16 protein-coding genes and 1 tRNA gene are annotated in these 16,858 nt (G+C 75.2%); 5 read left to right on the plus strand and 12 right to left on the minus strand.

What is annotated here, in order from left to right; translation table 11 throughout:
• Window positions 1-168: 168 nt before the first annotated feature.
• The 3 genes from EPD83_RS06165 to EPD83_RS06175 are packed head-to-tail and all read right to left on the minus strand — an operon-like array spanning window position 169 to window position 3,654.
• Complete coding sequence (locus tag EPD83_RS06165) at window positions 169-1,023, minus strand: MaoC family dehydratase (protein WP_128365756.1); 855 nt, start codon at window positions 1,021-1,023, stop codon at window positions 169-171.
• Complete coding sequence (locus EPD83_RS06170; RefSeq protein ID WP_128365755.1) at window positions 1,020-2,369, minus strand: 3-oxoacyl-ACP reductase; 1,350 nt, start codon at window positions 2,367-2,369, stop codon at window positions 1,020-1,022. Before EPD83_RS06170 ends, EPD83_RS06165 begins: the two co-directional genes overlap by 4 nt.
• Window position 2,370: 1 nt before the next feature.
• Window positions 2,371-3,654 (minus strand): acetyl-CoA C-acetyltransferase, encoded by a 1,284-nt coding sequence (locus EPD83_RS06175; protein ID WP_205859436.1) that lies wholly within the window; start codon window positions 3,652-3,654, stop codon window positions 2,371-2,373.
• Between the two features lie 106 nt (window positions 3,655-3,760).
• Here EPD83_RS06175 and EPD83_RS06180 point away from each other — a divergent pair, with 106 nt between their 5' ends.
• Window positions 3,761-4,390 (plus strand): TetR/AcrR family transcriptional regulator, encoded by a 630-nt coding sequence (locus EPD83_RS06180; protein WP_235950370.1) that lies wholly within the window; start codon window positions 3,761-3,763, stop codon window positions 4,388-4,390.
• Between the two features lie 149 nt (window positions 4,391-4,539).
• On the opposite strand, the gene EPD83_RS06185 is transcribed toward EPD83_RS06180, so the two are convergent.
• The 3 genes from EPD83_RS06185 to EPD83_RS06195 are packed head-to-tail and all read right to left on the minus strand — an operon-like array spanning window position 4,540 to window position 7,552.
• Window positions 4,540-5,799, minus strand: a complete 1,260-nt coding sequence (locus EPD83_RS06185) for a class I SAM-dependent methyltransferase (protein ID WP_165566350.1) — start codon at window positions 5,797-5,799, stop codon at window positions 4,540-4,542.
• A gap of 17 nt (window positions 5,800-5,816) precedes the next feature.
• A complete protein-coding gene (locus tag EPD83_RS06190) occupies window positions 5,817-7,217 on the minus strand; it encodes an FAD-binding oxidoreductase (protein ID WP_165566351.1) in 1,401 nt (466 codons plus the stop codon).
• Window positions 7,214-7,552: a hypothetical protein gene (locus tag EPD83_RS06195; RefSeq protein WP_165566352.1), complete on the minus strand. Its 339-nt coding sequence runs from the start codon at window positions 7,550-7,552 to the stop codon at window positions 7,214-7,216. Before EPD83_RS06195 ends, EPD83_RS06190 begins: the two co-directional genes overlap by 4 nt.
• 277 nt (window positions 7,553-7,829) lie before the next feature.
• Between EPD83_RS06195 and EPD83_RS06200 the strand changes: the two genes are divergently transcribed.
• Window positions 7,830-8,288 carry a hypothetical protein gene (locus tag EPD83_RS06200; RefSeq protein ID WP_165566353.1) on the plus strand — a complete coding sequence of 153 codons (459 nt, stop codon included), beginning with the start codon at window positions 7,830-7,832 and terminating at the stop codon, window positions 8,286-8,288.
• 184 nt (window positions 8,289-8,472) lie between these two features.
• On the opposite strand, the gene EPD83_RS06205 is transcribed toward EPD83_RS06200, so the two are convergent.
• From EPD83_RS06205 to EPD83_RS06220, 4 genes are all read right to left on the minus strand, one after another.
• Window positions 8,473-8,549 (minus strand) — tRNA-Val (locus EPD83_RS06205).
• 74 nt (window positions 8,550-8,623) lie between these two features.
• Window positions 8,624-9,070: a PGPGW domain-containing protein gene (locus EPD83_RS06210; protein WP_235950371.1), complete on the minus strand. Its 447-nt coding sequence runs from the start codon at window positions 9,068-9,070 to the stop codon at window positions 8,624-8,626.
• Entirely contained in the window at window positions 9,067-9,909 is an 843-nt protein-coding gene (locus tag EPD83_RS06215; RefSeq protein ID WP_165566354.1) for an aminotransferase class IV, read from the minus strand. The genes EPD83_RS06210 and EPD83_RS06215 overlap by 4 nt, the downstream gene beginning before the upstream one ends.
• Window positions 9,906-10,943, minus strand: coding sequence for a chorismate-binding protein (locus EPD83_RS06220; protein WP_235950372.1), 1,038 nt, complete (start codon window positions 10,941-10,943; stop codon window positions 9,906-9,908). The genes EPD83_RS06215 and EPD83_RS06220 overlap by 4 nt, the downstream gene beginning before the upstream one ends.
• Before the next feature lie 72 nt (window positions 10,944-11,015).
• Between EPD83_RS06220 and heR the strand changes: the two genes are divergently transcribed.
• Together heR and EPD83_RS06230 are read left to right on the plus strand one after the other, a co-directional pair.
• Entirely contained in the window at window positions 11,016-11,786 is a 771-nt protein-coding gene (gene heR / locus EPD83_RS06225; RefSeq protein ID WP_128366636.1) for a heliorhodopsin HeR, read from the plus strand.
• Between the two features lie 43 nt (window positions 11,787-11,829).
• On the plus strand, window positions 11,830-12,657 hold the full coding sequence (locus EPD83_RS06230) for an SDR family oxidoreductase (protein WP_128366635.1): 828 nt from the start codon (window positions 11,830-11,832) through the stop codon (window positions 12,655-12,657).
• A 92-nt stretch (window positions 12,658-12,749) separates the two neighbouring features.
• Here the strand turns inward: EPD83_RS06230 and EPD83_RS06235 are convergent, their stop codons facing one another.
• Together EPD83_RS06235 and EPD83_RS06240 are read right to left on the minus strand one after the other, a co-directional pair.
• Window positions 12,750-14,609 carry a phosphoenolpyruvate carboxykinase (GTP) gene (locus EPD83_RS06235; RefSeq protein ID WP_235950373.1) on the minus strand — a complete coding sequence of 620 codons (1,860 nt, stop codon included), beginning with the start codon at window positions 14,607-14,609 and terminating at the stop codon, window positions 12,750-12,752.
• A 224-nt stretch (window positions 14,610-14,833) separates the two neighbouring features.
• Window positions 14,834-15,625, minus strand: coding sequence for a lysophospholipid acyltransferase family protein (locus EPD83_RS06240; protein ID WP_128366634.1), 792 nt, complete (start codon window positions 15,623-15,625; stop codon window positions 14,834-14,836).
• Between the two features lie 193 nt (window positions 15,626-15,818).
• On the opposite strand from EPD83_RS06240, the gene EPD83_RS06245 reads away from it, so the two are divergent.
• On the plus strand, window positions 15,819-16,838 hold the full coding sequence (locus tag EPD83_RS06245; RefSeq protein WP_128366633.1) for a metallophosphoesterase family protein: 1,020 nt from the start codon (window positions 15,819-15,821) through the stop codon (window positions 16,836-16,838).
• Window positions 16,839-16,858: the final 20 nt, after the last annotated feature.

Genomic DNA, 16,858 nt, shown 5'->3' on the forward strand with positions numbered 1-16,858 from the left:
ACGACCGGTGCCCGGGCCCGCACCGGCGGGCGCATGTCCCGCCGCCGGGCCGTCGGCTGCCGGCCGAGGTCTCCGCGACAGTAGCCCGGGGTCGGGCTCGTCACCATGACCCGATCGGGCCATGCGGCGCACGCCGCCGCAGGTCAGGGCCCGTCCCCGGCGGGCGGGTCAGCGCTCGGCGGTGAGGACGAGGTGCGTGCCCCCGGGGTCGCGCGACGACCGCAGCGCCGCCGTGACGAGGCCGTCGCCCCCGGCCCGGACGAGCTCGACCGTGGACGGCAGCGGGACCGGCCGGGTGAAGCGCACGTGGGTCGTCACGGCACCCGCCGCGACCCGGCCGAGGGCGGCGACCGTGCGGGCCCAGGTCCACGTCCCGTGCGCGATGGGGCGCGGGAAGCCCAGCGGCCGGGCGGTGAGCGGGTGCAGGTGGATGGGGTTGACGTCGCCGGAGACCGCCGCGTAGCGCCGGCCGAGGTCGGCGGGCAGCCGCCACCGCGCGGCCGGCGGGCCGGTGGGGGCGTCGGGGACCGCGTCCCGGGGCGCGGCGTCCTCCCCCGGGCCGCGGGAGAGGTAGACGTTCTCGCAGGTCCAGACCGTCTCGCCGCCCGCGCTGGCCTCGACCCGGGTCGTGACCGTGCGGCCCCGCCGGTGCGGGCGCAGGTCCCCGGCGGTGACCTCGAGGGTCAGCGGCTCTGCGGCGTCGACCGCCCGGGTGCCCGTCGCGCGGCTGGACAGGTGGACCAGTCCCGGGAGGGCGAGCGGGAAGTCCGGCCGCACCATGAGCGCGGTCTGCACCGGGAGGGCGAGCACCCAGGGGTAGGGGTGCGGCAGGGTGTCGGACACGGGGAAGCCGGTGAGCCGCTGGTAGGCGGCCAGCCGGTGCCGGTCGACCGCCACGTCCGCCACCCGCACGCTGACCGCCGGCACGGTGTCCCCGCCACGCCCCCGCGCGGTGAGGGCGGCGCGCACCAGGAGCGCCCCGGTCGACGGCAGCGCCGGCAGCGTCTCGGTGGCCACGCTCACGCCCCGAGCAGGCTTTGCCCGCAGACGCGGACGAGGGCGCCGGTGACGGCGGCCTGGGCGTCGGCGGCGAGGAACGCGACGGTCTCCGCGACGTCGACCGGCAGCCCGCCCTGGGCCAGGCTGTTGAGGCGGCGTCCGACCTCCCTCGTGGCGAGCGGGATCCGGGCCGTCATCTCGGTCTCGATGAACCCGGGCGCCACGGCGTTGACGGTGACGCCGCGGCGGGCCAGGCCGCGGTCGGCCGCGTAGCCGTCGAGCAGGCCGATCACCCCCGCCTTGGACGCGGCGTAGCTGCTCTGGCCGCGGTTGCCGGCGATCCCGGCGACCGAGGAGACGAGGACGACCCGACCGCCGTCGCGCAGCCCGTCCTTCGCGAGCAGCGCCTCGTCCATCCGCAGGATCGAGCGCAGGTTGACCTCGAGGACCGAGGCCCAGCGGTCGGAGTCGGTGTTGGCGAGCAGCTTGTCGCGGGTGATGCCGGCGTTGTGGACGACGACGTCGAGCCCGCCGTGGCGGGTGCGGGCGTGCTCGGCGATGCGGGCGCCGGCGTCCGGCGAGGTGACGTCGACCTGGAGCGCGGTGCCACCGACCTCGTTCGCCACCGTCGCGAGGTGGGCGCCGGCGGCGGGGACGTCGACGCAGACGAGCGTCGCGCCGTCGCGGTGCAGGGTGCGGGCGATGTCGGCGCCGATCCCCCGGGCGGCGCCGGTGACGACGGCGACCTTGCCGGCCAGGGGGGCCGAGGGGTCGGCGCCCGCGGGGACGGCGGCGTCCCCGACCCGGACCACCTGGCCGTCGACGTACGCCGAGCGCGCGGACAGCAGGAAGAGCACCGTGCCGAGCGCCGCGGCCTCCGCGCCCTCGGTGACGAGGACGAGGTTGGCCGTCGCCCCGGCGCGCAGCTCCTTGCCGACCGAGCGGGTGATGCCCTCGAGGGCGCGGCGGGCGGCGCGCTGCGCCACCCCCGTCGCCTGCTCGGGGTGCCGGCCGACGACGACGACGTGGGCGCACCGGCCGAGGCGCTTCAGCGCCGGCGCGAGCGTGGCCCGCAGCGACTCCAGGTCGGCGGGGTCCTGCGCGGCGGTGAGGTCGACGACGACACCGCCGAGCCGGGAGCCGTCGGGGACGGTCTCGGTGAGGGTCGCGCCTGCGGCGGTGAGCCCGCCGCGCAGGGCCGTGACCGCCGGGGTGTCGCCGTGGCCGCCGACGAGGACGGGTCCCTCGACGAGCGGCGCGCCCGGGGTGTACCGGCGCAGCGGTACCGGCTGCGGCAGGCCGAGGGCGGAGGCGATGCGCCGTCCCGCCCCGGTGCCGACGAAGGTCGTGTACCCGTCCGCGCGCGGCATCTCAGGCCCCCTCGAGGATCGCGACGACGCCCTGCCCGCCGGCGGCGCAGACCGACACGAGCCCCCGCGAGCCCGCGCCCTTCTCGTGCAGCAGCCGGGCCAGCGTGGCGACGACCCGGCCACCGGTCGCGGCGAAGGGGTGCCCGGCGGCGAGCGAGGAGCCGGTGACGTTGAGCCGGTCGCGCTCGATGCTCCCCAGCGGGGCGTCCAGGCCGAGCCGGTCGCGGCAGAAGTCCGGGTCCTCCCAGGCGGCGAGGGTCGTGAGGACGGTGGAGGCGAACGCCTCGTGGATCTCGTAGTAGTCGAAGTCCTGGAGGGTGAGGCCCTGCCGGGCGAGCAGCCGCGGCACGGCGTAGGCCGGGGCGAGCAGCAGGCCCTCGTCGCCGGAGACGTGGTCGACCGCCGCGGTCTCGCCGTCGACGAACCACGCCAGCGGCGCGAGGCCGTGCTCGGCCGCCCACTCCGGCGAGCCCAGCAGCACGGTGGACGCGCCGTCGCTGAGCGGGGTCGAGTTGCCGGCCGTCATCGTCGCGGTGTCGCCCTCGCCGAAGACGGTGCGCAGCGACGCGAGCTTCTCCGGCGTGGTGCCGGGCCGCAGGTTCTCGTCGCGGGTGAGGCCGAGGTAGGGCGTCATGAGGTCGTCGAAGAAGCCGCGCTCGTAGGCGGCGGCGAGGTTGCGGTGCGAGGCGAGCGCGAGCTCGTCCTGCGCCTCGCGGGTGATGCCCCAGCGCTCGGCGGTGATGGCCATGTGCTGGCCCATCGTCATCCCGGTGCGCGGCTCGGTGGCGCCGGGCACCTGGATGCCGAGGTCGGTGGGCCGGATGGCCAGGGCGGCCTTGGCCCGCTCGGCGGTGGTCCGGGCCCGGGTGAGGCGCAGCAGCTTCCGGCGCAGCCGTTCGGGGACGACGATCGGGGCGTCGGACGCGGAGTCGACACCGCCCGCGACGCCGGAGTCGGCCTGGCCGAGCGCGATCTTGTTCGCGACGAGGATCGTCGCCTCGAGCCCGGTGCCGCAGGCCTGCTGCACGTCGTAGGCCGGCGTGGTCGGGGCCAGGCTGGACCCCAGGACGGCCTCCCGGGTGAGGTTGAAGTCCCGGGTGTGCTTGATGACGGCCCCCGCGACGACCTCCCCGAGCCGCTCCCCCGCGAGCCCGTGGCGGGCGACCAGGCCCTCGAGCGCGGCGGTGAGCATGTCCTGGTTGGACGCCTCGGCGTAGGCGCCGAACTGGCGGGCGAAGGGGATGCGGTTGCCGCCGAGGACGGCGGCGCGGCGGGGAGTGGTCACCGGTCTGGCTCCTGGTGTGGCTGGCGGTCCCGGGGCGGGCGGCCACGGGAATCTATCCGGTACCGACGGTATCAGGTACCGCTCGTCCCTGTTACCGTCCACTCTCGTGACGACCTCCCCCGCCGACGGCCGCAGCGCCCGCTGGGACGGGCACCGGCAGGCCCGCCGACGCGAGCTCGTCGAGGCGACGCTGCGGGCGGTCCGCGCGCACGGGGCGGGCGTCGGCATGGACGAGATCGCCGCCGTGGCGGGGACGTCCAAGACCGTCTTCTACCGCCACTTCACCGACCGCGCGGGGCTCTACGGCGCCGTCGCCGACCGGGTCGACGCGACGATCGTGCGCGGTGTCACCCGGGCGGCCGGCGCCGGTGGCGACCCCCGCGACGTCGTCCGCGGGGTCGTCGGGGCCTACCTGCACCTCGTCGAGGACGACCCCGAGGTCTACCGCTTCATCGTCAACGCGCCGATCGTCCCGGCGGGCGAGCGACCGGCGGGCGACGTCACCGCCGGGATGACCGGGCGGGTGGCGGAGCGGGTCGCCGAGATCGTCCGCGGCGTGCTCGGCCCGGGGACCGACGACGACGCCGCCCTCCGGGGGGTCGCGCTCGTCGGGATGGTGCGCGCCGCGGCCGACGCCTGGCTGGCCGCCGGCGGGGCGGCCGGGGGGCGCAGCGCCGACGACCTGGCCGACGCCCTCGCCACCCTCGCCTGGGAGGGCCTCGGGCGCGAGGTCTGAGCCGTGACCGCCGCGGTCACCGGCGCGCCGCCCGCCGGGTCGAGGAGCCACGACGCGCGACACCGAGGTACCGCCGTCCAGCGCGTCACGACTCCTCGACGCCCGGGTCCCCGACGCGGTCGCCGGCGACGCCGGACGGGCTCAGCGCGTCAGGCCGTCCACCAGGGGCGCAGCGGCAGGTCGTGGCGGCCGGCGGCGTCGGTCTTGACGCCGAGCACGTGGTGCAGCTGGATCTCGTTGCGCTCGAACCCCAGCCGCGAGCCCGCCATGTACAGGCCCCAGACCCGGGCGGTGCCCTCGCCGACCTCGGCGACGCAGTCGTCCCAGTTCTCGACGAGGTTCTCGCACCAGCCGGCGAGCGTCCTCGCGTAGTGCTCGCGGAAGTTCTCCTCGTGGACCACCTCGAGCCCGGCGTCCTGGACCTCGGTGATGATCCGCCCGGACCCGGTGAGCTCCCCGTCGGGGAAGACGTAGCGGTCGATGAACGCGCCGGTCTCGATCGAGCGGTTGTGCGGGCGGGTGATGCAGTGGTTGAGCATGAGCCCGCCGGTGCGCAGCCGGTCACGGATGAACCCGAAGTACGCCGGGTAGTTGCGCACCCCGATGTGCTCGGTGAGGCCGATGGACGACACGGCGTCGAAGCCGGTCTCGACGACGTCGCGGTAGTCGCAGTGCCGGATCTCGGCGAGGTCGGATAGGCCCTCCTCGGCGACGGCCTTCTGGCCCCACAGCGCCTGCTGGCGCGAGAGCGTCGCGCCGACGACGCTGACGCCCCGCCGCGCGGCGTAGCGGACCATGCCACCCCAGCCGCAGCCGATGTCGAGCAGCCGGTCGCCCTCCCGCAGGCCCAGCTTGTCGAAGACGAGGCGGTACTTGTTCTCCTGCGCCTCCTCCAGGCTCGCGCCGGCGGACGGGTAGACCGCGCAGGTGTAGGTCATCGACGGGCCGAGGACCTTCTCGTAGAACCGGTTGGACACGTCGTAGTGGTGGTGGATGGCCTCGGCGTCGCGGGTCAGCGAGTGCCGCAGCCCCTCGGCCACCCGGCGCCAGCGGGGCAGGGTCTCCTGCGGCGGCGGGGGCGGCGGGGTGAGGCCCTTGACCCCGAGGGTCCGGGCCAGCTCGAGCACCTGGTCCTTGTGCGGACGCCGGTAGCGGACGCCCGCCATCGTCGACAGCAGCTCGTAGGGGTCGCCGGGGTGCCCGCCCTCGACGGTGAGGTCGCCGGTGACGTAGGCCCGGGCCATCCCGAGGTCGCCGGGGGCGGTGGCGAGGTAGGAGACGCCGCGCTCGTTCTCGATGCGCAGGCGGTAGCGCGCGTCGGCGGGGCCGGCGGACGAGCCGTCGTACGCCTCCAGGCGCAGCGGGAGGGGTCCGTCGACGACGGACTCGACGATCTGGGCGATGCTCACGGTGGTGGTCCTTCCTGCTAGGCGCCGCGCACGGCCTTGGCGTAGAGGTCGGGCAGCCGGTGCCCGGGGTCGTAGCGCTCCTTGAGCGCGGGGTAGTCGGCGCCGCCGTAGTGGCGCCAGAAGGTCTCCTCGTCGTAGAAGGCCTCCGAGTACAGGGACTTGTGGCCGCCGAGGTCGCCGACGGCGGCCTCGATGCGGCGGTTGGTGGCGCCCGGCCCGCCGCGGGGGTCGACCGGCACCGTGGACCAGAAGCCGACGTTGACGTAGGCCTCCCCCGGCTCCAGCGGGTAGAGGGTCCACGTCGCGTCGTCGCGCAGGGTGAGGGGGCAGAGCCACACCGGCTCGATGGGCACCTCGCGCAGGAACCAGCGGAGGAACTCGGCGGTGTTCGCCAGCGGGATCTCGACGTCCTGGACGACCCGCTCGCGCGGCGGGCGCCCCTGCCGGGCCTCGAGCCGGTCGGCGACGTCGAAGCGCCGGTCCAGGGCCACGAGCTTCCAGTACACGCTGGAGCGCAGCCAGCGCCGCGGCCACACCCGCCGCAGGTACGGGTTCTGGGCGCCGAAGGCGCGCGAGCACCAGAACCAGTCGGTGTCCCAGCGCCAGAGGTAGTCCAGCGTGGTCAGGGTGTCGCGGACCGGCCGCGGGCCCTCGTGCTGGATCGACCGGTAGAAGACGTGCCGGCCGGTGTAGTCGCTCGTGGGGCCGGGCTCGTCGCTGCGGCGGCCGAGGACGAGGTAGGACTCGTGGAGGGAGAACACGACGCCGTCGACGTAGTCGACCGGCTCGCCGTCGTACTCCTTCGTCGCCATGACCTCGCCGACGGCGGCCACGAGGGCGTCGAGGTCGTGGAAGCGCACGTGCCGCAGGGAGACGGTCCGTCCGACGGGCTCGAGCTCGATGCGCAGCCGGGTGGCGTAGCCGAGGGTGCCGTAGGAGTTCGGGAAGCCGCGGAACAGGTCCGGCGCCCGGTCGCCGCGGTCGGTGGTGACGACCTCGCCGCTGCCGGTGAGGACGTCCATCTCCAGCACCGACTCGTGCGGCAGGCCGTTGCGGAACGACGTCGACTCGATGCCGAGGCCGGTGACGGCCCCGCCGAGGGTGATGGTCCGCAGCTGGGGGACGACGAGCGGGGTGAGGCCGTGCGGCAGCGTCGCGTCGACGAGGTCCTCGTAGGTGCACATGCCCTGGACGTCGGCCGTCCGCGCCTGCGGGTCGACCGAGACGACCCCGGTGAGACCGGAGACGTCCAGGCCCGGGGCGTCGGTGGCGGTGCGCGCGCGGAAGAGGTTGCTCGTCCGCTTGGCCAGCCGGACCGGGGCGCCCGGCGGGATGGCGCGATAGCTGTCGACGAGGCGCTGCACGGCGGCGTCGTGCGCCGCGGCCCCCGTCGTGGGCGGGCTCTCGAGGGCGGTCACGAGGCGTCCTCCACGACCTCGACGACGTCACCGACGGCGACGGTGCCGGCCTCCCCGACGGCGGCGTACAGCCCCGCGCAGTGGTTGCCGGTCGGCTCGACGGCGAGGAGCACCGGGCCCACCCGCAGCAGCCGGCCCGCGAGGGCCTCGACGTCGGTGGTCGGCGCGTCGAGGACGAGGTTGGCCCGGGTGCCCGGCGAGTCGTGCCCGACGACCGAGACCGCCGCCCGCCTCCGCCGGTCCCCCGCCAGGCCCTGCGCGCCGACGGCGCACGCGTCGTGGGCGATGCCGGGCTGCCGGGGTTCGGGAAAGGTGAGGACCGCCCGCACCGTCATCTGCATAGTCCCTATGAATACACCCGCGGTGTGTCGCCGAGGTCACGCGGTCCGCGCCGGCTCGCGTCGGGGAGGTCGCCGGCCGCACCCGTGCCGAACGGCTGGAGGACGGGCACGGTGCACGGGACGGCCCGACATCGGGGGCGATCCGGTGCTGCCGGCGTCGGTGACGCACCCGGGCCACGACCACTGCAGCCACGAGGACTGCGCCGGTGTGACGTGTCGTCGCCGCCTCCGGGTCAGCGACCTCGTGGCCGAGCACACCTAGGCTGGTGCCGTGCTGATCGAGGACTCCGAGCGGGTGCTGTCGGCGCTGCTCGCGGACGCCGGCGTCACGCCCGGCCCGGTCGACGGTGCTCAGGTCGGTACGGTCGTCGACGTCGTCCGCCGGTTCGTCCTCCTCCCCGTGGAGGACGCCGCAGCGTCGGCCGAGGACGGCGACGGCCTCCTGGCCCAGTACGGCACCTCCACGTCGTGGGGTCCACGGACCTTCGAGGTCGACCTGACCCGCCAGCTCGTCGAGGCCGTCGAACCGGATCCGCGGACGTGGCAGCTGTCCTGCTCACTGAGGTGGGCTCCCACCGAGGAGACCGCCGCCCTGGGCAGCGCGAACCTGTGGTCGTTCGGGACGTCGTGGGACCGGTTCTTCGCCGAGGCCATGGCGCTGCCCGGATGGGAGTGGGCCCTCGGGACGCGCCGTCCGGCGACGTTCGCCGTGGACCTGTCGCTGGTCTGACGTCGGCTCCTGGTCCCCGCGAGGACGGCCCGTGCACGTCCAGGTCCCGCTGGACCTCGACCGGCCGAGCGAGCTGCGACCACCGCAGGACCACGCGTGGGTGCCGGCGCGCATCTGGTCGAACACGTGCCGAACGGACACGGCCCCGTGATCTGCGCTTCCACAGGTCAGGGGCCGTTCACGGTGGTGGATGTGGAGGGACTCGAACCCCCGACCTCTCGCGTGTGAAGCGAACGCTCTAACCAGCTGAGCTACACATCCTGGTGCTGCGGCCTGCCGAGGATACCCGGGCGCCCGACGCCGGGGGAAATCGGGGACCGCGCCGCCCGCCGGCGTCAGAGCCCGAGGTTGGCCTCGAGCCAGGCCGTCGCGACGTCGGGGACGAAGCCCGGGACGCCGAGGACCTTCGCGACGACCCAGACGACGGCCGCGACGAAGGCGAAGGTGGCCGCGGCGACCGCGAGCTGGACCCACCGTGGCTGCTCGCGCATCCACCGCTCCCAGCGCCGCAGCCGGTCCTTGGCGAAGTCCAGCAGCCGCTGCGCGGGCATGATCTCCGAGGCCCAGACGGCGATCCCGACGATGACGATGAGCCAGCCGGGCCCGGGCAGCGGCACGAGCACGAGCCCGCCGCCGACGAGCACGAGCCCGACGAGGGCCACGGTGAGGCGCAGCGCCGGACGGGTCGTCGGGTTGCGCCGGAGCCGAGCCCGCCACGCCCACTCGTCCTCGTCGTCCGCAGGCCGGAAGAACGGGCGCGCCTCCTCCTCCTGGGTGCTCACGGGTCGGCCGTCTCCGCCGAGCGCGTGGACCAGACCTCCATGACCCGCGCCGTCACCGGTCCGGGGACGTCGAGGACGCGGCCGTCGACGCCCGAGACCGGGAACACGTCCTTGATGGAGGAGGTGAGGAAGACCTCGTCGGCCTCGGCGAGCACCTCGACCGGCATCGCCTCCTCGCGCACCTCGAGGCCCGCGTCGCCGCACCACTCGAGCACGAGCTCGCGGGTGATGCCGGCCAGGCAGCCGCTCTCCAGCGGCGGGGTCCGCAGCACCCCGTCGGTGACGACGAAGACGTTGCTGCCCGTGGCCTCGCACAGCTCGCCGCGGGTGTTGGCGAAGATCGCCTCCAGCGCGCCCTGGGCGTGGGCGCGGGCCAGGGCGACGACGTTGTCGGCGTAGGACGTCGTCTTCAGCCCCGCCGTGGCCGAGCGCTCGTTGCGCGTCCACGGGACGACGACGACGGTCCCGGCCACGGGCGGCCGGGCGTGCGGCACGGCGGTGACGACGTAGGTGAGGTTCGAGGCCATCCGGTCCGAGCCGAGCGGGCCCCGGCCGGCCGTCACCGTCCACCGGAGACGGCCGAACTCGATGGGCGCTCCGCCCAGGACGGCGCCCACCCCCTCGCGGATCCGGTCGTGGTCGGCGGCCGGCAGCCCGAGCCCGGCCATCGACCGGTCGAGCCGGGTCAGGTGACGGCCGAGCGCGAATGGGACCCCGGCGTCGACCTTGGCCGTCTCGAACACCCCGTCGCCCACCGTCACCCCGTGGTCCACCGCGCTCACCGCGGGGGCGTCCGCCTCGACCCGGGCGCCGTCGACCCACACCCTGACGTCCGTCATGGGGACACTGTCGCAGAGCCGTCGTCCGCGGCGGAGGCCAACCCGACGAGACGCGCCGCCTTGAGCTCGGTCTCGTGCCACTCCCCCTGCGCCGAGCTGCCCCAGGTGATGCCGGCGCCGGTCCCGAAGCGCAGCACCCGGCGGCCGTCGTCGGCGCGGTCGGCCCAGAACGTGCGGATCCCCACGGCGAGCACGGCCTCGTCGCGGTCGGCGTCCACCCAGCCGACGGCGCCGCAGTACGGCCCGCGGGGCACCGGCTCCAGGTCGCGGATCGCCTCCAGCGCGGTGTGCTTCGGGGCCCCGCTCACCGACCCGGGCGGGAAGGTCGCGGCCAGCACCTCGGGCCAGCCGGCGCCCTCGCGCAGCGTGCCGGACACCTCCGAGACCAGGTGCGCCAGGCCCGGGTGCTCCTCGACCCGGCACAGCGCGTCGACGGCGACCGTGCCGGGCCGGCTCACCGGCGCCAGGTCGTTGCGGACGAGGTCGACGATCATGACGTTCTCGGCGTAGTCCTTGCCCGCGAAGCCGTCCCGCCGGGACGCGGTGCCCTTGATCGGCCCCGACGTCAGCCGGTCCCCGCGGCGCACGAGGAAGGCCTCCGGCGACGCGCACGCGACCTCGAGGCCGGCCTCGGGCAGGTCCAGCGTCGCCGCGTACGGCGCGGGGTTGCCCGCCGCCAGCCGGCGGCCCAACGCCGCGACGGAGGCGTCCGGCGGCAGGTCGTGCTCGAGGACGCGGCAGAGGTTGACCTGGTAGACCGTGCCGGCGGCGACGCGACGCCGGATCTCCTCGACGCCCGCGACGTACGCGGCCTCGTCCAGGCTGCTGCGCCACGCGCCGGCGAGCCCCGGCCAGCGCGGCCCGCCGGAGGCGGTGCCTCCGGCCCCGCGCTCGACCTCGCCCAGGCGGACCGCGGTGAGGCGCCCCTCGAAGGTGAGGACCACCGCCCAGAACCCCGAGCGGAGGTCGGCGACGTCGTGGGTGACGGCCTCGACCCCGCGGGCGAGGACCGACCCGAACCGCGCCTCCGACACGCCGAGCAGCCTAGGGGGTGCCGGGCGTCGCCTCGGGTACCCCTGGGGACAGCCCCCGACGAGCGAGGACCCATGGACGCCACCGGAACGGACGACGGCACGCTGCGCGGTCTGCGGCGCTGGAACCTCGCACTCACCGTGCTCCACGCGGCCCAGGCGGTCGCCGTCCTCGTCCTCGCGGGCGACTTCGCCATCACCGTCACCTCGCAGTTCCCGCAGGGCCCGCCCGGCTCCCCCGCCCCCGCCCCGGAGGCCCTCGTCGACGTGCGCGTCGGGGCGGCGGTGGCGGTGTTCCTCGCGCTGGCGGCGCTGGACCACCTCCTGACCGGCACCGTGCTGCGGCGGCGCTACGAGGCCGACCTGCGCTCGGGCGTCAACCGCTTCCGGTGGGTCGAGTACTCCGTGAGCGCGACGATCATGGTGCTGCTCATCGGCTTCTACAACGGCATCACCGGCGTCGTCGAGGTGATCGCGGTCGTCGGGGCGAACGTCGCGATGATCCTCTTCGGCTGGCTCCAGGAGCTGATGAACCCGCCCGGCCGCACCCGCACGACGATGCTCCCGTTCTGGTTCGGGTGCGTCGCCGGCGCCGCCCCCTGGGTCGCCGTCGTCGTCAACCTCGTCGGCGCCGGGTCCTCCGGCGAGGTGCCGGGCTTCGTCTACGGCATCGTCGTGTCCCTCTTCGTGTTCTTCATGAGCTTCGCGCTGAACCAGTGGCTCCAGTACCGCGAGGTCGGGCGGTGGGCCGACTACGGGTTCGGCGAGAAGGCCTACCTCGTCCTCAGCCTTATCGCCAAGAGCGCCCTGGCCTGGCAGATCTTCGGCGGGTCGCTCGCCGGCTGACCGCCGCCGGGAAGCACCCGGCCGCGCAGGGCGTTGCGCGGGCATGACCCTCGCTCTCACCGGTTCCACCGGCGCCCTCGGCGGCCGTGTCGCCCGCCTCCTCGCCGACCTCCACCCCCGGCTCGTGGTCCGCGACCCCGCCCGCGCCCCCGACCTGGGCGGCGACGTCGTGCGCGCCTCCTACGGCGAGCAGGAGGCGTCGGTCCGTGCGCTGGAGGGGGTCGACACGCTGTTCATGGTGTCCGGCGCCGAGGCCCCCGACCGGCGCGCGCAGCACCGCGCGTTCATCGAGGCGGCGGCACGGGCCGGGGTGTCCCACCTCGTCTACACCTCGTTCTCCGGGGCCGCTCCGGACGCCACCTTCACCCTCGGCCGGGACCACGTCGACGCCGAGGAGGCGATCGCCGGGTCGGGGATGACCTCGACGGTGCTGCGCGACAACTTCTACGCCGAGATGGTCCCCCTCTTCGCCGACGAGGCCGGCGTCGTCCGGGGGCCGGCCGGCGACGGGGCCGTCGCCCTCGTCAGCCGGCTCGACGTGGCCGACGTCGCGGCCGCGGTCCTGCGCACGCCCGCCGCGCACCGCGGCGCCGTGTACGAGCTCACCGGCCCGGAGGCCCTGACCCTGGCCGAGGCCGCCCGCCGGGCCGGGGCCCCGCTCGGCCGGGACCTGCGCTACGAGGAGGAGACGGTGGAGGAGGCGTACGCCTCGCGGCGGGCGGCCTTCGACGCCGAGGACTGGCAGCTGGACGCCTGGGTCAGCACGTACACCGCGATCGCCGACGGGTCGGTCTCGCGGGTGACCGGCGACGTCGAGCGGGTTACCGGCCACCCGGCCCGGACCCTGGAGGACGCGCTGCGCGGCGCCTGACCCGGCGGCGACCGGACTCGTCGCCCTCGCCCGGCCGGCACCGGGCCGGCGCCGGGCGGGCCGGCCGTGCGGACCACGGCCGACCCGTCCGGTCAGGCGGTGACGCTGGCCTCGTGCTCCAGGGCGGCGGCGACGCGGCGGTGGGCGGCCCAGATCTCCTCGGGCAGGTCGGGGAACTGGCTCAGGTGCTCCTCGCGGTGGGTCATCTCCTCGCGCCAGCGCTCGACGTCGACGGTGAGGATCCGCTCGAGATCGGCGGCGGGCAGGTCCAGGCCCTCGAGGTCGAGCTCCTCCTCCCGTGGCAGGATGCCGACCGCGGTGGGCCGGCCGGTGACCTCGCCCTTGCGCAGCCGGACCAGCCACAGCAGCGCGCGCAGGTTCTCGCGGTAGCCCGGCCACAGGAAGTGCCCGTCCTCCTCGTCGCGCTGGAACCAGTTGACGTGCGCGAACAACGGCTGCTCGCTCGCCGCGCCGACGACGTCCAGCCAGTGCCGGGCGTACGCGCCCTCGGGGTAGGACATGAACGGGCGCATCGACATCGGGTCGTAGCGCAGCTTGCCGTCGACCCCCTCGGCGGCGAAGGTCGCCTCGGCGCCGAGGGTCAGCCCGTCGTAGACGCCCTCGGCGAGGTCGGTGATGGCCCGCACCAGCGGCTCGCGGTCACGGGTGCGCCCGCCGAAGATCACCGCGTCGATCCGCACGCCCCGCGGGTCCTCGAAGTCCCCGGCGACGTTCGGCACGTTGGCCAGGGTCGTGGTGAACCGGCTGTTCGGATGCGCCCAGGGCTCGTCCTGCTCGTCCGGTCCGCGGTCGGCGACGAGCTCGCCCTTCCAGTCGCGCCACCCGGTCGCGTCCGCCGGCGGGCTCGGGGTGCGGCCCTCCCACCAGACCTCGTGGGTGTCCTCGTTGTAGGCGACGTTCGTGAACAGGGCTCGGGTGCCGGCGCCGACGGAGTCCAGGGCGCCGGGGTTGGTGCGCTCGTTGGTGTCCCGGGCCACGCCGAACACGCCGTTCTCCGGGTTGAGCCCGTAGAGGTGACCGTCCTTCCCCACCCACAGCCAGGCGATGTCGTCGCCGTAGAACGACACGTGGTACCGCTCGCCCAGGGCGTCCGGGGCCAGGGTCATCGCGAGGTTGGTCTTGCCGGACGCGCTCGGGAAGCCCCCGCAGACGTGGTGGGTCTCCCCGGTCTCCTTGTCGGTGATGCCGAGGAGCATGAACTGCTCGCCGAGGAACTCCCCCGACGCCCACCCGTCGTACGCCGCCTGGCGCAGCCCGTGGGCGATCTTGCCGAGCAGGGCGTTGCCGCCGTAGCTGGACCCGAAGTGCAGGATCGTCCGCTCGTCGGCGACCGTGACGAAGTAGCGCTGGTCCTCCTCGGTGCCCTGGCCCAGGTTGGGCAGGTCCCCCGTCACGTGGACGGCGCGGACGAACATGTCCGGGTCCGCCAGGTCGTTGATGAGGTCGATGCCGACCCGCGCCATCCGGATCATGTGCAGGCACACGGTGCGGTTGTCGGTCAGCTCCACCCCAGCGGCGAACCGCTCCAGCGGGCTACCGGGCGGGGCCATGAGGTACGGGATGACGTACATCGTCTTCCCCGCCATCGCCCCCTCCATGAGGCCCTCGACCACCGGGCGGATCTCGTCGGTGTGGCGCCAGTTGTTGTAGACGCCCTCGTCCTGCGGCCGGCTCGTCGCGACGATCGTCCGCTCCTCGGAACGGGCCGTGTCCTTGCTGTAGCTGCGCGAGTAGTAGACCCCCTCCCCCGCCGGCTCGATCTCCCCCGCCTTCAGCGACTCCCGGACCAGGCGGGCGTCGTCGGCGGCGCTGACCACCTCGACCCGCTCGGCGCCGAGGAACTCCGCCCAGTGCAGGACGTACTCCCGCACGGCGGTGTTCGTCAGCCCCGCCTCGTCCAGTGACTGCTCCAGCTCGGCCACGATGCTCACCCTTCTGTCGTCGGTACGCGGTGAAGCCCGAGACCGGACTCCGCGCCGTCGAGGTGTCCGCTCTGCGAGACCGCCATTGCACCGCACGGCCCGGGGAGGCGACCACCGCCGCGGGTGACCCCGGGAGAGTCCTTCCTCACACTGACGGCGGGCCGCGAGACCTGGGTCACACGTACCCGTCGGTAGGTCGGTGCGTAACCGGTTGCACGTCCCTGACAACGTTGTCAGTGGTGAGGTCGAGCCCGTCGTCGCGGAGGGCGCGGGGCGTCCGCGGCGGCCACCGCGAAGCGGTCCAGCTCGCGGGCGGTGACGAGGTCCGGCGCCGTGCCGCCCCGGTGGGCCGGCCACCACCAGGCGTCCTCACCCGGCCGGGGCGGGTCCGGGTAGCGGTCGAGCAGCTCCTCGACGAGGTCGGCCAGGGCGAGGTGCAGGCGTCCGGTGAGCTCGGCCACGCCCTCCCCCGGCCGGGCGTGCAGCGGCTCGCCGACGACGACCTCGACCGCGCGGCCCCGGCGCAGGGACCACCGGCCACCGACGGTGAGCACCCGGTGCAACCCGACGTGGGCGACGGGCAGCAGCGGCACCCCGGCACGCAGCGCGAGGAAGGCCGCGCCGTCCTTGAGGTCCTCGCGGGCCTTGAGGGCGAAGGCGTGCCCGATCGTCGCCTCCGGGTAGACCCCCACCAGCTCGCCCGCCCGCAGGGCGCGCCACGCGGAGCGGGCGGCGGGCGCCCCGGACCGCCGGTCGACGGGGATGTGCCGCATGGCGCGCATGAGCGTCCCCGCCACCGGCCACCGGAAGACGGCCTCCTTGGCCATGAACCGCACGAGCCGCCCTCGCCGGACGGCCGGCTCGCCGACGACGAGGAAGTCGAGGAAGCTCTGGTGGTTGGCGGCCAGGACGGCCGGACCGGTCGTCGGGACCCGCTCGGCGTGCCGCACCGTGAGGCGCAGGCCGAGGACCCGGAAGAGGACGTGCGCGGCCCGGACCACCACGCGGTAGACGACGTCGGTCACGGGCGCTGTTCGGAACCGAGCGGCGCGGTGGACGGCTCGGCCGCCCGGTCCCCCTGCTCGACGTGACGGCCGACCGCGCACCCGCCGGGATGTGTCATGGGCCCAGTGTCGCCCTCGCCACCGGCGGCCGGGGCGGTGTCGGTCCGTCTCCCGGCCACAGGCCACCCACAGGCGAGGGACCTAGCCTGCAGCGGTGAGCGACGACGTGGCGACCCGGACCCGGCGGCCGCGGACGTGTCGGCACGTCCGCGTGATGAAGGTGGGCGGCGTCCTCGCGGCCGTGGCCGTCGCCGCGCTCGCCGCGGGGTGCGGGTCCCCGGCACCGCCCCGCCCCGCCTCGCCGTCGTCGGCGTCCGCGGGCACGAGCACCGGGCCCGCCCCGTCCACCTCGGACGCGTCGGAGACCGCGGCCGCGGACGGCGCGGTGTCGGGCGTGGCCGTCGGCGACATCGTCTGCGAGGCCGGCGACGAGCCCTCGTCCGAGGCCTGCCGCCAGCAGGACACCGCCGACCTCGCCGCGGGGCTGCACCCGCGGTTCGTCCTGGCCCTCGGCGACCTGCAGTACCAGCAGGGCGCCCTGGACCAGTTCGAGGCGGCGTGGAGGCCGTCGTGGGGCCGCTTCGACGACATCCTCGCGCCGGTGCCGGGCAACCACGAGTACGAGACACCGGACGCCGCCGGCTACACCGCGTACTTCCACACCCCGCCCTGGTCGGTGCGCACCATCGGCTCGTGGCGGGTGTACCTGCTGGACTCGGACTGCGACCACGTCGACTGCGGCGCCGAGGCCGCCTGGCTCGCCGCCGACCTCGCCGCCCACCCCACGACCTGCAGCGCGATCACGATGCACCACCCCCGGGTGTCCTCCGGCCCGCACGGGGACAACGAGATGGTGCAGCCGCTGTGGCAGGCGGCGGTCGACGGCGGGGTGGACCTCGCCCTCATGGGCCACGACCACGACTACGAGCGCTTCGCCCACCTCGACGCCTCCGGCGCGCCGACCGACCCCGACCGGGGCATCCGCGAGTTCGTCGTCGGCACCGGCGGCCGGTCGCTCTACCACCTGGGGGACCGCAAGGCCGGCTCGGAGTTCTCGCAGGACTCCACGTTCGGGGTGCTCGACCTCACGCTGGAGGACGGCGCGTACTCCTGGTCCTACGTCGCCCTCGGCGGCGACGTCCTGGACTCCGGCAGCGACTCCTGCCGGGCCTGACCGCGCGCCCGTCCGGACGG

It is taken from the genome of Phycicoccus flavus (assembly GCF_004025965.2).
Taxonomy (GTDB): domain Bacteria; phylum Actinomycetota; class Actinomycetes; order Actinomycetales; family Dermatophilaceae; genus Phycicoccus; species Phycicoccus flavus.

Coding starts and splice junctions, on each gene's coding strand:
- EPD83_RS06170 (WP_128365755.1), bottom strand. CDS start 2,369: ATGCCGCGCGCGGACGGGTACACGACCTTCGTCGGCACCGGGGCGGGA.
- EPD83_RS06195 (WP_165566352.1), bottom strand. CDS start 7,552: ATGACGGTGCGGGCGGTCCTCACCTTTCCCGAACCCCGGCAGCCCGGC.
- EPD83_RS06215 (WP_165566354.1), bottom strand. CDS start 9,909: ATGACGGACGTCAGGGTGTGGGTCGACGGCGCCCGGGTCGAGGCGGAC.
- heR (WP_128366636.1), top strand. CDS start 11,016: ATGGACGCCACCGGAACGGACGACGGCACGCTGCGCGGTCTGCGGCGC.
- EPD83_RS06230 (WP_128366635.1), top strand. CDS start 11,830: ATGACCCTCGCTCTCACCGGTTCCACCGGCGCCCTCGGCGGCCGTGTC.